The sequence below is a fragment of the Mycolicibacterium sp. P4_G11 genome (genome assembly GCF_056555145.1).
The window spans coordinates 200,025-212,424 of record NZ_JBFUJW010000006.1 but is presented as its reverse complement, the minus strand read 5'-3'; the positions used below and the strand labels follow the sequence as shown (position 1 = coordinate 212,424).

The window sequence follows — 12,400 nt, the reverse complement described above, 5'->3', positions numbered from 1 at the left end:
CGGCGGGTGTAATCTCCGGGCGGGCCGCCGATATCGGCGAATACTGACCGGGACGAGGCGTCATGGCAACTGAATTCCAGGGCAAGATCAAACTCGACATCCGCGACTCCGAGGCCGACTGGGGCCCGTACGCGGCACCGACGGCCCCGCCCGACGCGCCCAATGTGCTCTACCTGGTGTGGGACGACACCGGCATCGCCACCTGGGACTGCTTCGGGGGCCTGGTCGACATGCCGGCCATGCGCCGGATCGCGGACAAGGGTGTGCGGCTGTCCCAGTTCCACACCACCGCGCTGTGTTCGCCGACCCGGGCCTCGCTGCTGACCGGCCGCAATGCCACCTCGGTCGGCATGGCGACCATCGAGGAATTCACCGACGGCTTCCCGAACTGCCACGGCCGCATACCTTTTGAGACGGCACTGCTGTCCGAGGTGCTGGCAGAGCGGGGCTGGAACACCTATTGCGTCGGCAAGTGGCACCTGACGCCGCTGGAGGAATCGAACCTCGCGTCCACGAAGCGGCACTGGCCGCTGTCACGGGGCTTCGAACGGTTCTACGGCTTCATGGGCGGCGAGACCGACCAGTGGTACCCGGAGTTGGTGTACGACAACCATCCCGTCGCGCCGCCGGCCACCCCCGAAGAGGGATACCACCTGTCAAAAGACCTGGCGGACAAGGCCATCGAGTTCATCCGGGATGCCAAGGTGATCGCCCCGGAGAAGCCGTGGTTCTCCTATGTCTGCCCCGGTGCCGGGCATGCGCCGCATCACGTGTTCAAAGAGTGGGCCGACAAGTACGCCGGCAAGTTCGACATGGGCTACGAGGCCTATCGCGACCTGGTGCTGGAAAACCAGAAGCGGCTGGGCATCGTGCCGCCGGACACCGAACTCTCGCCCATGAACCCGTATCTGGACGTCAAGGGTCCGAACGGTGAGCCATGGCCGCTGCAGGACACGGTGCGCCCCTGGGATGGGCTCACCGACGACGAGAAGCGGCTGTTCGCCCGGATGGCCGAGGTGTTCGCCGGCTTCCTGTCGTACACCGACGCGCAGATCGGGCGGATTCTCGACTACCTGGAGGAGTCAGGCCAGCTCGACAACACCCTCATCGTCGTCATCTCCGACAACGGCGCCAGCGGCGAAGGTGGCCCGAACGGTTCGGTCAACGAGAACAAGTTCTTCAACGGCTACATCGACACCGTCGAAGAGAGCATGCGGTACTTCGACACCCTGGGGTCGCCGGATACCTACAATCACTATCCGATCGGCTGGGCGATGGCCTTCAACACGCCCTACAAGCTGTTCAAGCGCTACGCCTCCCACGAGGGTGGCATCGCCGACACCGCAATCATCAGCTGGCCCAATGGAATCGCCGCGCACGGCGAGGTGCGGGACAATTATGTCAACGTCGCGGACATCACGCCGACGGTCTACGATCTGCTGGACATCGAGCCGCCCGCCGAGGTCAGAGGCATCCCGCAGCGACCGCTGGAGGGTGTGAGTTTCAAAGCGGCGCTGGAAGATTCGGCCGCTGACACCGGCAAGACGACGCAGTTCTACGCGATGCTGGGTACCCGTGGCATCTGGCACAACGGCTGGTTCGCCAATACCGTGCACGCCGCCACGCCGTCAGGCTGGTCGCACTTCGACAAGGACCGCTGGGAGCTGTTCCACATCGAATCCGACCGCAGCCAGTGCCGTGACCTCGCCGCCGGCGAGCCGGCGAAACTCGCTGAACTCCAAGAGCTCTGGTTCTCCGAGGCGGCGAAGTACAACGGTCTGCCGCTGGCTGACCTCAACGTATTCGAGACGTTGCTGCGGGACCGCCCCTACCTCATGCGCGACCGGCAGACCTTCACGTACTACCCGGGCACCGCAGAGGTGGGCATCGGTGCCGGCGTCGAATTGCGGGGGCAGTCGTTCTCCGTCTTGGCCGAGGTCGACGTCGAATCAGCTGGCGCCGAAGGGGTGCTGTTCAAACAGGGCGCCGGGCACGGCGGGCACGTTTTGTTCGTGCAGGACGGCCGGCTGCAGTACGTCTACAACTTCATGGGCGAGGACGAGCAGTGGGTGTCCGCCCTCGACCCGCTGCCTCTGGGGCGGCACGTCTTCGGTGTCCGATATGACCGGACCGGCACGGTGGAAGGCAGCCACACCCCACTCGGTGTCGTCGAACTGCGCATCGACGACGCGGTGGTGGCGAACCGCCCGGACATCCGCGCCCACCCGGGCACCTTCGGACTCGCCGGTGGTGGCGTGGCGGTCGGGCGCAACGCGGGCCAGCCGGTGTCGAACCGCTACCGGGCGCCGTACCCGTTCGTCGGTGGCACCATCGCCAAGGTTGTCGTCGACATCTCCGGTACGCCGTACCTCGATGTCGAACAAGAACTGGCCCAGGCATTTTCGAAGGATTAGGGGACTGCTGATGAGTACAAGGATCATCCGTTGTGCCACCGCGGTGTCCGCGGTGGTGCTGCTGGCCGGCTGTGGCAACGGCGGCGAGAAGTCGACCAGCACAACGACATCCAACCCTCCGGCGAGCACGACCGTCAGTTCGTCGGCTCCGTCGTCCACGGCGGCGTCGTCGTCGAAGATGCCGGACCTACCGACGTACGGCGTGGTCGAGACCACCAAGCGCGCCCTCGCGGCGGGGGAGCAGACCTGCGACGCGCCCGCCGCGCCCGCGCAGACCATGACGGCTACCACCGGAGCCCCCGGTTCGCCGACCGTCATCGTCGCGGTGCCCGACGGATTCACCCCGGGGGCACCGGCGTCCGGCGACGTCGCGCTGAATCTGACCGGACCGGACGGCCTGACCGGCACCGTGCGGATCACCCCGACCACCCAGGACGCGGCCGCCGCGTTCCAGCAGTACACCGACGCACGCACCGCGGGCCACGAATTCAACAGCGTCAGCGTGCTGCCCGACGAGCTGTGTGGGTACAGCGGCCAGAAACTGATGGGCGTCCTCGCGGACAAGCCCGGCTCCGGCAGCGACTACGTCGACCGCATCGTGCACGTGTGGACCAACAACGGGGACTACCTCGTCGCGCTGCAACTGCAGGGGCCGACCGGGTCGAAGGGCCTCGATGTGGCCAAGCCGGTCCTGCTGGGGGACTTCGGTATTCGGATGAGCTGAGCGCTGGCGCGCATTACTCGGGATTGGTCATGCGGGCCAACACAATTCCACCGACGATCATCGATAAGGCCACTGCGCGGCCGGTGCTCAGCGGATCCTTGTGGACCAGCACCCCGATGGCGATGGCCCCGACCGCGCCGATGCCGGTGAACACCGCGTACGCGGTGCCGACCGGCAAGGCCCGCATCGCCAGCGACAACAGGTACACCGACAACGCGCCGACCAGCACGCAGACGATCGTCGGCAGCAGGCGGGTGAACCCGTCGGTCGGTTTGATGCTCTGTGACCAGGCGATCTCCACCGCGCCGGCCAAAGCGAGGATCAGCCAGTTCATTTCGCGTACTCCACCGCCAAGGCGCGGGCAGCGCCGAGCGCGGCCGCCAGGGATGCGTCATGTCCGGCCCGGAACTGCGCGAGCGCGGGATCGAGCCGGGAGTTGGCCAATTCGGCATTGATGAACACGGTGTCGGTGACGGCGAAGTGCCCGGCGAAGAAGTCGCGCAGGAACCGCTCCTGGTAGTCGAAGGCTGCCTTCGGTGCGCCCGGTGAATAGGCGCCGCCGCGTGCGGTGGCGACCACGAATCGTCTGGGTGCCAACGACATTCGAGGAAATGTCACCTGGTCCAGCCAGGCCTTGAGCGACGCCGGAATCGAATAGTTGTACATCGGCGTGCCGATCAGCACGACGTCGGCGGAACGTAGCTCGGCAAGCAACGGCGCGACGGTGGCCCAGGCCGCGAGTTGGGCCGGCGTGCGCGCCAGGGTGGCCAGCTCGTCGAGGTCGGTGACGCCGGCGGCGAGCGCCGCATCGCAGACCTCGGTCCAGCCGGCGTCGATGAACGGCACCGGATGGGCCGCCACGTCGCGGTAGCGGTAGCTGCCGGCGGGCGCCGCCGCGCGCCAGGCCTGCGCGAACTCGGCGCTGACCTGCCTGCTGATCGAGGGGTTGCGGGCACTGGCATCCAGGTGAAGCAACGTGGTCATGACCATCCTCCGATTAAGTGGACGTTGTGTCCGGTTGTGATCATGAGGGTTAACCGGACGACGTGTCCACTTATTCCGGATGTGGGTTATTGTGCGGAGATGGACATCGGCGTGGACCTGCTCGGTGGTGACGACGCCGGCACCGAGCGTGCCGACGCCGCGCGCAATCGGGCCCGGATCCTCGCCGCGGCCGCGGCAGTCTTCGCCGGCCGCGACCCACGCAGCGTCACGATGGAACACATCGCCACGGCGGCCGGCGTCGGACGCGGCACCCTGTACCGGCGCTATCCCAACACCGCGGCCATTGCCGTCGCGCTGCTCGACGAACACGAACGCGCGTTGCAGCGAGAGCTGATCTCCGGTAGCCCGCCGCTCGGGCCGGGAGCTGCTCCAGCCGAACGGCTTTCGGCGTTCTACGCCGCCATGCTCGAGCTCCTCGACCGGCATGTGGACCTGGCGCTCGGTGCCGAAGGGGGCGGCGAACGCTTTCGCACCGGGGCCTACGGCTTCTGGGCCGCCCACGTTCGCGCCCTCCTGGTACAGGCCGATGTCGCCGAGCCTGATCCGCTGGTGGACATTCTGTTGGCGCCGTTGGCCGCTGAGAACTTCCAGCACCAGCGCGACCGTGGTCTGTCCGTCGCGCAGATCGGCGGCGCGCTGACCCGGTTGGCGCACGCGATTCTCGGCTGAGCGCCATCGCGCGGCGAGGACATCTTCGTCGAGGTTTCAGATTCAGCGCGATCGGATCCCTGTGCAGTGGACGCGGCGCACGCCACGATGAGCCGACATCGGGTGATGGGAGAGGCGTGATGACTGAGTCCGAGACGACGCGCGGCTGGGTGAGCCGCGTCGGGACCGATTGGTGGGCAACGATTCTGGGCCTCGCCGTGACCGCGCTCGCGGTGGCGGGCGTGCTGCCGAAGATCGGCTGGTGACGCGATGAGTGTGGACACGGCCGGCGCGGCCGACCAGGTCGAGCCGGCAGCTGAGGTCGACCTCGAACAGCACACAGGCGCCCGTCGATTCGTCGATTACCTGCCCGGCCTGCTGCTGTTGGTGGCGGTGGGCCTGGCGGGCAAGTACGCCCAAATCGGCTGGCTGGCATTGGCCAAGCACGAGCACTGGCGCGTGCCCGACATCGAATACGTCTTGTGGGCCATCGTTTTCGGACTGGTGATCACCAACACCGTTGGCCTGCACCGGATCTTCCGCCCGGGCGTCGGCACCTACGAGTTCTGGCTCAAGGTCGGCATCGTCCTGCTGGGCGCGCGGTTCGTGCTCGGCGACGTCCTCAAGCTCGGTGCCACCAGCCTGCTGCAGATTCTCATCGACATGACGGTCGCGGGTGCGATCATCATCGCCGCGGCCCGGTGGTTCGGGCTGTCGGGCAAGCTCGGCTCGCTACTGGCGATCGGGACGTCGATCTGCGGGGTGTCGGCGATCATCGCGGCCAAGGGCGCCATCCGGGCCCGCAATTCCGAAGTCAGCTACGCGATCGCGTCGATCCTGGCGCTCGGCGCCGTCGCCCTGTTCGTGCTGCCGCCGCTGGGCCACGCCATCGGCCTGACCGATCACGAGTTCGGGCTGTGGGCCGGCCTCGCGGTGGACAACACTGCCGAGACCACGGCCACCGGGTACCTCTTCTCCGACGAGGCCGGCAAGACCGCCGTCCTGGTGAAGTCGGTGCGCAACGCGCTGATCGGTTTCGTGGTCCTCGGGTTCGCCATCTACTGGGCCGCCCGGGGCGAGGCCGACGCCGTCGCCCCCGGAGTGCGAGCCAAGGCGGCGTTCATCTGGCAGAAGTTCCCGAAGTTCGTGCTCGGCTTTCTGGCGGTATCGGCCGTCGTCACCGCCGGGCTGCTGAGCAAGGGGCAGGTCGCGAACCTGGCCGCGGTGTCCAAATGGGCGTTCCTGCTCACCTTCGCCGGGGTGGGGCTGTCCACCGACTTCCGGCAGATCGCGCGTACCGGCTGGCGCCCGCTCGTCGTCGCGGTGATCGGTCTGGTCGTGGTGGCGACGGTGTCGCTGGTGTTGGTGCTGCTGACGTCGCGGGTGCTGGGCTGGGGTGTCGTCGGCTGACCGACCGCGAGATCGACGAACTGGTCGTTGCCATCGAATGGCAGCGGCCATTTCGCCTGCTTCTGGGTGGATTGGGCAGCGATTTGGAGCGTTATGGCTGCTCGCCTAGTATGTAGGGGTTGCCCAGGGCAGACCCCGGTCATCACGTGACTTCGCGTGCCTTTGGACAACAAGACCGCGCACGTCCAGGTCGGTATCTGGCGTGCATACAAAATCCAGGTCAGGAGATCGAGTGATTCAGCAGGAATCGCGACTCAAGGTCGCCGACAACACGGGCGCAAAGGAAATCCTTTGCATCCGCGTGCTCGGTGGCTCGTCGCGGCGCTACGCCGGCATCGGCGACATCATCGTGGCGACCGTCAAGGACGCCATCCCGGGCGGCAACGTCAAGCGTGGTGACGTGGTCAAGGCCGTCGTCGTGCGCACCGTCAAGGAGCGCCGCCGGCCGGACGGCAGCTACATCAAGTTCGACGAGAACGCCGCCGTCATCATCAAGAACGACAATGACCCCCGCGGTACCCGCATCTTCGGGCCGGTCGGTCGCGAACTGCGCGAGAAGAAGTTCATGAAGATCGTCTCGCTGGCCCCGGAGGTTTTGTGATGAAGGTGCACAAGGGCGACACCGTGCTGGTTATCGCCGGCAAGGACAAGGGTGCCAAGGGCAAGGTCATCGAGGCCTACCCGACCCGCAACAAAGTGCTCGTTGAGGGCGTCAACCGGATCAAGAAGCACACTGCGCAGTCTCAGAACGAGCGCGGTGCATCGTCGGGTGGCATCGTCACCCAGGAGGCGCCGATCCACGTTTCGAACGTGATGGTGGTCGACTCCGACGGCAACGCCACCCGCATCGGCTACCGCGTCGATGAGGAGAACGGCAAGAAGGTCCGTATCTCGAAGCGCAACGGCAAGGACATCTGAGATGACCACAGTGGAAAAGACTCAGCCCCGGCTGAAGACGCGCTACCGCGAAGAGATCCGCGACGCGCTCAGCAATGAATTCAACTACGCCAACGTCATGCAGATCCCCGGCGTGGTCAAGGTTGTCGTCAACATGGGTGTCGGTGACGCCGCCCGCGACGCCAAGCTGATCAACGGCGCGGTCAGCGACCTGACGCTGATCACCGGCCAGAAGCCGGAAATCCGCAAGGCCCGCAAGTCCATCGCGCAGTTCAAGCTGCGTGAGGGCATGCCCATCGGCTGCCGCGTCACCCTGCGTGGCGACCGCATGTGGGAGTTCCTGGACCGCCTGATCTCGATCGCACTGCCCCGTATCCGCGACTTCCGCGGTCTGTCGGCCAAGCAGTTCGACGGCAGCGGCAACTACACCTTCGGCCTCAACGAGCAGTCGATGTTCCACGAGATCGACGTCGACTCGATCGACCGCCCCCGCGGCATGGACATCACGGTCGTCACCTCGGCCACCACTGACGACGAAGGCCGTGCGTTGCTGCGGGCCCTGGGCTTCCCGTTCAAGGAGAACTGACAATGGCAAAGAAGGCTCTGGTCAACAAGGCCAACAAGAAGCCGAAGTTCGCGGTGCGTGGCTACACCCGCTGCAACAAGTGCGGTCGCCCGCACTCGGTGTTCCGCAAGTTCGGCCTGTGCCGAATCTGCCTGCGGGAGATGGCCCACGCCGGCGAGCTGCCCGGTGTGCAGAAGTCCAGCTGGTGACTCTGCCCGTCTCATGACGCTGTAGAAAGCTGTAGAAAGCCGCCCCGGTCCTCGTGACCGGGGCGGTTTTTTCTGCGTCGAGAGTGGGGGATTGCGCGGAAATCCGGTCGGAAATCCGCGTCAACCCCCACGCTCGGCGCCGATTCGCACGGATTTGGCCCTGAGCTGCGGATTGTCTACACTGGGCAGGTTGCCATGGGCTTTTCAGCCCAATGGCCGATCGGCATGTGCCTTCTGAAACTGGATTGCACTACCGATGCACGGCCCCTGACCGACCTCGGTCAGATACGGGAAAACACTTCGTAGCAGGCCCACGATGTGACGTGCCGAGCCACCGCAAGGTGGGACCGACACGGGCGTGATGCATGGGAACCGCAGCGAGAAAGGTTGATCAACGCTGTCATGACAATGACGGATCCGATCGCAGACTTCTTGACACGTCTGCGCAACGCCAACTCGGCGTACCACGACGAGGTGACCCTGCCCCACTCGAAGATCAAGGCGAACATCGCCGAGATCCTCAAGAAGGAGGGTTACATTACCGACTACCGCACAGAGGACGCCCGCGTGGGCAAGAGCCTCATTGTGTCCCTCAAGTACGGCCCCAGCCGCGAGCGCAGCATCGCCGGCCTCCGCCGGGTGTCCAAGCCCGGTCTGCGGGTGTACGCGAAATCCACCAACCTGCCGCGGGTTCTGGGTGGCCTTGGCGTGGCGATCATCTCCACGTCCTCTGGCCTGCTCACCGACCGCCAGGCAGCTCGACAAGGCGTGGGCGGCGAAGTCCTCGCTTACGTCTGGTAGGGGGCAGAAAACATGTCGCGTATTGGAAAGCAGCCGGTTCTCATTCCGGCCGGTGTCGATGTGACCATCGAAGGCCAGAGCATCGCCGTGAAGGGCCCCAAGGGCACCCTGGCGCTCGACGTTGCCGAGCCCATCGAGGTGTCGCGTAACGACGAAGGTGCCGTTGTGGTCTCCCGTCCGAACGACGAGCGTCGTAACCGCTCGCTGCACGGACTGTCCCGCACGCTGATCGCCAACCTGGTGACCGGTGTGACGCAGGGCTACACCACCAAGATGGAAATCTTCGGCGTTGGTTACCGCGTGCAGGCCAAGGGCTCGAACCTGGAGTTCGCGCTCGGCTACAGCCACCCGGTGCTGATCGAGGCCCCAGAGGGCATCACGTTCGCAGTCGAGACCCCGACGAAGTTCTCGGTGTCCGGCATCGACAAGCAGAAAGTCGGCCAGATCTCGGCAGTCATCCGCCGCCTGCGTCGCCCCGACCCGTACAAGGGCAAGGGCATTCGCTACGAGGGTGAGCAGATCCGCCGCAAGGTCGGAAAGACAGGTAAGTAGCAATGGCCAACACTGAGACTGACAAGCGTAAGCCGTTGGGCCAGAACATCTCTGAGACCCGTCGGGTGGCGCGTCTGCGTCGTCACGCCCGTCTGCGCAAGAAGGTCGCCGGCACGTCCGAGCGTCCGCGCCTGATGGTCAACCGCTCTTCGCGGCACATCCACGTCCAGGTGATCGACGACCTGACCGGCACCACGCTGGCCGCCGCGTCGTCCATCGAGGCCGACGTGCGTGCCGTCGACGGCGACAAGAAGGCCGTCAGCACCCGGGTGGGTCAGCTGATCGCCGAGCGCGCCAAGGCAGCCGGCATCTCCGAGGTGGTGTTCGACCGTGGTGGATACACCTACGGCGGCCGGATCGCCGCTCTCGCCGACGCCGCTCGTGAAGGCGGGTTGACGTTCTAATGACTTACTTCAAGAAGACCGGAAGGACTGCATAATGGCCGAGCAGGCTGGCGCCGCTTCGGCGCAGGACAACCGTGGCGGTCGTGGTGACCGTGACGGCCGCGGTCGCCGCGATGACCGCGGTGGCCGTGGTCGCGGCGACGACCGTGGTGAGAAGAGCAACTACATCGAGCGCGTTGTCACCATCAACCGCGTTTCGAAGGTGGTCAAGGGTGGTCGGCGCTTCAGCTTCACCGCCCTGGTGATCGTCGGTGACGGCCACGGCATGGTGGGCGTCGGCTACGGCAAGGCCAAGGAAGTTCCGGCCGCCATTGCCAAGGGTGTCGAGGAGGCTCGCAAGAGCTTCTTCCGGGTCCCGCTGATCGGCGCCACCATCGTGCACCCGGTTCAGGGCGAGGCCGCTGCCGGTGTCGTGATGCTGCGTCCGGCCAGCCCGGGTACCGGTGTCATCGCCGGTGGCGCTTGCCGCGCGGTGCTGGAATGCGCCGGCGTGCACGACGTCCTGGCCAAGTCGCTGGGCAGCGACAACGCGATCAACGTGGTGCACGCCACCGTTGCCGCGTTGAAGATGATTCAGCGTCCCGAGGAAGTGGCGGCCCGTCGTGGCCTGCCCATCGAAGATGTTGCGCCGGCCGGCATGCTGCGGGCCCGGCGTGAGGCAGAAGCGCTGGCCGCATCGGCAGCGCGTGAAGGATCGGCATAATCATGGCTGAACTGAAGATCACCCAGGTGCGTGGCACCGTGGGTGCCCGGTGGAAGCAGCGCGAGAGCCTGCGGACGCTGGGACTGCGCAAGATCCGCCAGTCCGTCGTTCGCGAGGACAACGCGCAGACCCGTGGTCTGCTCGCGGTGGTCAACCACCTCGTCACCGTCGAGGAGGCGTAATGAGTGTCATCAAGCTGCACGACCTGAAGCCGGCCAAGGGGTCGAAGAAGGCCAAGACTCGCGTCGGTCGTGGTGAGGGCTCCAAGGGTAAGACCGCTGGCCGTGGTACCAAGGGCACCAAGGCCCGCAAGAACGTCCCCGTGACGTTCGAGGGTGGCCAGATGCCGATCCACATGCGTCTGCCGAAGCTCAAGGGCTTCCGCAACCGCTTCCGCACGGAGTACGCGGTGGTGAACGTCGGCGATCTCGCCAAGGCGTTCCCGCAGGGCGGCACCGTCGGCGTGGACGAGCTGGTGGCCGCTGGCCTGGTTCGCAAGAACAACCTGGTCAAGGTCCTCGGCGACGGCAAGCTGGCCGTCAAGCTCGACGTCACCGCCAACAAGTTCAGCGGTAGCGCCCGTGAGGCGATCACCGCTGCCGGTGGTAGCGCGACCGAGCTGTAATTGCTCCACAGAGAAGGGCCCTCGCTTCGGCGGGGGCCCTTCTTCTTTGTGTTGATCCTGTCCTGAGGGCGGGCGCCACTCGGACTTTTGCGCCCTCGGTACAGGATCGACGTCGACGGGACTAGGTCTGCACCCGGGCGCCGAGGACGTCGCGGAAGAGCGCCTGGCGCACCGCGAGTTCACGGGGATCGCTGACCAGATGGAAACCCAGCCGGTTCATCACGTAGCCGAACCCGACGCCGGTGTCCGGGTCGGCGAAGCCGAACGAGCCGCCGAACCCGGGCGTGCCGAAGGCCTTACCCGAGGAGCCGAAGTCGAAGGTCGGGATGGGTTTGCAGAAGCCGAGCGCATACGCGATCTCGGCACGCATCACCTTGTCCCGCGTCCCACCTGACGGGTCTCTCGGCGGCGCGGCCAAGGCGTCGAAAGTCTCTGGGGTGAAACCTATTTCGGTCCCGCCGACCGCCGCGGCACCGTAGAGGCCGGCCAGCGCGCGGGCGGTCCCGGTGCCGTTGGCCGACGGAATCTCGACGCGGCGCACCCGGTCGGTGTTGTAGTCGCCGGCGTACGGGTCGATGTCGGCCGGGATCGCCGCGGTCCTGGCCAACAGCCCCCGCGGGTTCAGGCTGCCGAGCAGGAACCCCGCCGGCATGACATTCAGATGCTTGAGCGATTCGTAGCGCTGCCAATGGTGCAACGTGGCAAGCCGGCCCCGATCGACAGAGTCGGGCAGGCCGATGTACAGGTCGAGGCCCAACGGCCCGGTGATCTCCTCGGCGAGGTAGCGGCCGAGGGTACGGCCGTCGGTGCGACGGATCAGCTCGGACTCGTACCAACCGATGGTGATGGCGTGATACCCGTGCCGGGTGCCCGGTGTCCATGCCGGTTTCTGGGCAGCCAGGATGGCGGAGAGTCGCACCGGATCGGCGATGTCGGACAGCAGCGGATTCGGGGTCAGGACACACAACCCGGCCTGGTGGGCCAGCAGCTGACGCACGGTGACCTCGTCCTTGCCCTGTGCGGCGAACTCGGGCCAGTACTCGGCCACCCGCTTGTCGTAGTCGAACAGTCCCTTCGACGCCGCGTGTGCAACGGCAAGGGCCGCAACACCTTTCGTCGACGAGAACATGTTGACCATGGTGTCGGCCTGCCATGGCGTCTTGCTGACCCCGTCGCGGTAGCCGCCCCACATGTCGACCACCTTGCGGCCGTCGCGGTAGACGCACAGCGCCGCGCCCACCTCGTTGCCCGCCGCGAAGTTGGCCCGGAACGCGTCGGCGACCTTGCCGTAGCCGTCGTCGGCATCGCCGTGGACCAGGTCGGGGGAGACAGAGACTTTCAGCACCATGGCCCTGATCCTCTCCCGTGAGCAGACGCAAATGTCCCCGAATCGGCGGCATTCGCGGGACATTTGCGTCTGCTCGGCACTCGGCGGCGAGTCGG

Annotated in this window: 18 protein-coding genes; 15 read left to right on the top strand and 3 right to left on the bottom strand. The window is 66.1% G+C overall.

Features of this window, described 5'->3' with window-relative positions; translation table 11 throughout:
* Positions 1 to 62 precede the first annotated feature (62 nt).
* Positions 63 to 2,414 (top strand): arylsulfatase, encoded by a 2,352-nt coding sequence (locus AC1U2B_RS15285; RefSeq protein WP_480217438.1) that lies wholly within the window; start codon positions 63 to 65, stop codon positions 2,412 to 2,414.
* A 10-nt stretch (positions 2,415 to 2,424) separates the two neighbouring features.
* A complete protein-coding gene (locus AC1U2B_RS15280) occupies positions 2,425 to 3,138 on the top strand; it encodes a hypothetical protein (protein ID WP_480217437.1) in 714 nt (237 codons plus the stop codon).
* Between the two features lie 13 nt (positions 3,139 to 3,151).
* On the opposite strand, the gene AC1U2B_RS15275 is transcribed toward AC1U2B_RS15280, so the two are convergent.
* Together AC1U2B_RS15275 and AC1U2B_RS15270 are read right to left on the bottom strand one after the other, a co-directional pair.
* The gene (locus tag AC1U2B_RS15275) at positions 3,152 to 3,472 is read right to left on the bottom strand and encodes a DMT family transporter (RefSeq protein ID WP_480217436.1); all 321 of its coding nucleotides are present in this window, start codon (positions 3,470 to 3,472) and stop codon (positions 3,152 to 3,154) included.
* Positions 3,469 to 4,122: an FMN-dependent NADH-azoreductase gene (locus tag AC1U2B_RS15270; RefSeq protein WP_480217435.1), complete on the bottom strand. Its 654-nt coding sequence runs from the start codon at positions 4,120 to 4,122 to the stop codon at positions 3,469 to 3,471. The genes AC1U2B_RS15275 and AC1U2B_RS15270 overlap by 4 nt, the downstream gene beginning before the upstream one ends.
* A 99-nt stretch (positions 4,123 to 4,221) precedes the next feature.
* Between AC1U2B_RS15270 and AC1U2B_RS15265 the strand changes: the two genes are divergently transcribed.
* The 13 genes from AC1U2B_RS15265 (at position 4,222) to rplO (ending at position 10,957) form a co-directional block, all read left to right on the top strand.
* The gene (locus tag AC1U2B_RS15265) at positions 4,222 to 4,812 is read left to right on the top strand and encodes a TetR/AcrR family transcriptional regulator (RefSeq protein ID WP_480217434.1); all 591 of its coding nucleotides are present in this window, start codon (positions 4,222 to 4,224) and stop codon (positions 4,810 to 4,812) included.
* A 119-nt stretch (positions 4,813 to 4,931) separates the two neighbouring features.
* On the top strand, positions 4,932 to 5,057 hold the full coding sequence (locus AC1U2B_RS15260) for a hypothetical protein (protein ID WP_260937446.1): 126 nt from the start codon (positions 4,932 to 4,934) through the stop codon (positions 5,055 to 5,057).
* Positions 5,058 to 5,061: 4 nt separating this feature from the next.
* Positions 5,062 to 6,201, top strand: coding sequence for a YeiH family protein (locus AC1U2B_RS15255; RefSeq protein ID WP_480217433.1), 1,140 nt, complete (start codon positions 5,062 to 5,064; stop codon positions 6,199 to 6,201).
* A 232-nt stretch (positions 6,202 to 6,433) separates the two neighbouring features.
* The gene (gene rplN / locus AC1U2B_RS15250) at positions 6,434 to 6,802 is read left to right on the top strand and encodes a 50S ribosomal protein L14 (RefSeq protein WP_020101420.1); all 369 of its coding nucleotides are present in this window, start codon (positions 6,434 to 6,436) and stop codon (positions 6,800 to 6,802) included.
* On the top strand, positions 6,802 to 7,119 hold the full coding sequence (rplX, locus tag AC1U2B_RS15245; protein ID WP_043401761.1) for a 50S ribosomal protein L24: 318 nt from the start codon (positions 6,802 to 6,804) through the stop codon (positions 7,117 to 7,119). The genes rplN and rplX overlap by 1 nt, the downstream gene beginning before the upstream one ends.
* Position 7,120: 1 nt before the next feature.
* Entirely contained in the window at positions 7,121 to 7,684 is a 564-nt protein-coding gene (gene rplE, locus AC1U2B_RS15240) for a 50S ribosomal protein L5 (protein ID WP_133759585.1), read from the top strand.
* Positions 7,685 to 7,686: 2 nt separating this feature from the next.
* Complete coding sequence (locus tag AC1U2B_RS15235; RefSeq protein ID WP_005197641.1) at positions 7,687 to 7,872, top strand: type Z 30S ribosomal protein S14; 186 nt, start codon at positions 7,687 to 7,689, stop codon at positions 7,870 to 7,872.
* Between the two features lie 402 nt (positions 7,873 to 8,274).
* Positions 8,275 to 8,673, top strand: coding sequence for a 30S ribosomal protein S8 (gene rpsH / locus AC1U2B_RS15230; protein ID WP_043401769.1), 399 nt, complete (start codon positions 8,275 to 8,277; stop codon positions 8,671 to 8,673).
* A gap of 12 nt (positions 8,674 to 8,685) precedes the next feature.
* Positions 8,686 to 9,225: a 50S ribosomal protein L6 gene (rplF, locus tag AC1U2B_RS15225; protein WP_043401772.1), complete on the top strand. Its 540-nt coding sequence runs from the start codon at positions 8,686 to 8,688 to the stop codon at positions 9,223 to 9,225.
* Between the two features lie 2 nt (positions 9,226 to 9,227).
* On the top strand, positions 9,228 to 9,629 hold the full coding sequence (gene rplR / locus AC1U2B_RS15220; protein WP_043401775.1) for a 50S ribosomal protein L18: 402 nt from the start codon (positions 9,228 to 9,230) through the stop codon (positions 9,627 to 9,629).
* Positions 9,630 to 9,663: 34 nt separating this feature from the next.
* Entirely contained in the window at positions 9,664 to 10,332 is a 669-nt protein-coding gene (gene rpsE / locus AC1U2B_RS15215; protein ID WP_043401777.1) for a 30S ribosomal protein S5, read from the top strand.
* A 2-nt stretch (positions 10,333 to 10,334) separates the two neighbouring features.
* Entirely contained in the window at positions 10,335 to 10,514 is a 180-nt protein-coding gene (rpmD, locus tag AC1U2B_RS15210) for a 50S ribosomal protein L30 (protein WP_020101428.1), read from the top strand.
* Entirely contained in the window at positions 10,514 to 10,957 is a 444-nt protein-coding gene (gene rplO / locus AC1U2B_RS15205; protein ID WP_043401780.1) for a 50S ribosomal protein L15, read from the top strand. Before rpmD ends, rplO begins: the two co-directional genes overlap by 1 nt.
* A gap of 121 nt (positions 10,958 to 11,078) precedes the next feature.
* On the opposite strand, the gene AC1U2B_RS15200 is transcribed toward rplO, so the two are convergent.
* Positions 11,079 to 12,305, bottom strand: a complete 1,227-nt coding sequence (locus AC1U2B_RS15200; RefSeq protein WP_480217432.1) for a serine hydrolase domain-containing protein — start codon at positions 12,303 to 12,305, stop codon at positions 11,079 to 11,081.
* Positions 12,306 to 12,400 lie beyond the last annotated feature (95 nt).

What these genes read in the sequence shown, in the direction of transcription:
- rplO (WP_043401780.1), top strand. Translation starts at nt 10,514, where the DNA reads ATGAGTGTCATCAAGCTGCACGACCTGAAGCCGGCCAAGGGGTCGAAG.
- rplE (WP_133759585.1), top strand. Translation starts at nt 7,121, where the DNA reads ATGACCACAGTGGAAAAGACTCAGCCCCGGCTGAAGACGCGCTACCGC.
- rpsE (WP_043401777.1), top strand. Translation starts at nt 9,664, where the DNA reads ATGGCCGAGCAGGCTGGCGCCGCTTCGGCGCAGGACAACCGTGGCGGT.
- AC1U2B_RS15270 (WP_480217435.1), bottom strand. Translation starts at nt 4,122, where the DNA reads ATGACCACGTTGCTTCACCTGGATGCCAGTGCCCGCAACCCCTCGATC.
- AC1U2B_RS15265 (WP_480217434.1), top strand. Translation starts at nt 4,222, where the DNA reads ATGGACATCGGCGTGGACCTGCTCGGTGGTGACGACGCCGGCACCGAG.
- AC1U2B_RS15255 (WP_480217433.1), top strand. Translation starts at nt 5,062, where the DNA reads ATGAGTGTGGACACGGCCGGCGCGGCCGACCAGGTCGAGCCGGCAGCT.
- rplF (WP_043401772.1), top strand. Translation starts at nt 8,686, where the DNA reads ATGTCGCGTATTGGAAAGCAGCCGGTTCTCATTCCGGCCGGTGTCGAT.
- rpsH (WP_043401769.1), top strand. Translation starts at nt 8,275, where the DNA reads ATGACAATGACGGATCCGATCGCAGACTTCTTGACACGTCTGCGCAAC.
- AC1U2B_RS15235 (WP_005197641.1), top strand. Translation starts at nt 7,687, where the DNA reads ATGGCAAAGAAGGCTCTGGTCAACAAGGCCAACAAGAAGCCGAAGTTC.
- AC1U2B_RS15260 (WP_260937446.1), top strand. Translation starts at nt 4,932, where the DNA reads ATGACTGAGTCCGAGACGACGCGCGGCTGGGTGAGCCGCGTCGGGACC.
- AC1U2B_RS15275 (WP_480217436.1), bottom strand. Translation starts at nt 3,472, where the DNA reads ATGAACTGGCTGATCCTCGCTTTGGCCGGCGCGGTGGAGATCGCCTGG.
- rpmD (WP_020101428.1), top strand. Translation starts at nt 10,335, where the DNA reads ATGGCTGAACTGAAGATCACCCAGGTGCGTGGCACCGTGGGTGCCCGG.
- AC1U2B_RS15285 (WP_480217438.1), top strand. Translation starts at nt 63, where the DNA reads ATGGCAACTGAATTCCAGGGCAAGATCAAACTCGACATCCGCGACTCC.
- rplX (WP_043401761.1), top strand. Translation starts at nt 6,802, where the DNA reads ATGAAGGTGCACAAGGGCGACACCGTGCTGGTTATCGCCGGCAAGGAC.
- rplR (WP_043401775.1), top strand. Translation starts at nt 9,228, where the DNA reads ATGGCCAACACTGAGACTGACAAGCGTAAGCCGTTGGGCCAGAACATC.
- AC1U2B_RS15200 (WP_480217432.1), bottom strand. Translation starts at nt 12,305, where the DNA reads ATGGTGCTGAAAGTCTCTGTCTCCCCCGACCTGGTCCACGGCGATGCC.
- AC1U2B_RS15280 (WP_480217437.1), top strand. Translation starts at nt 2,425, where the DNA reads ATGAGTACAAGGATCATCCGTTGTGCCACCGCGGTGTCCGCGGTGGTG.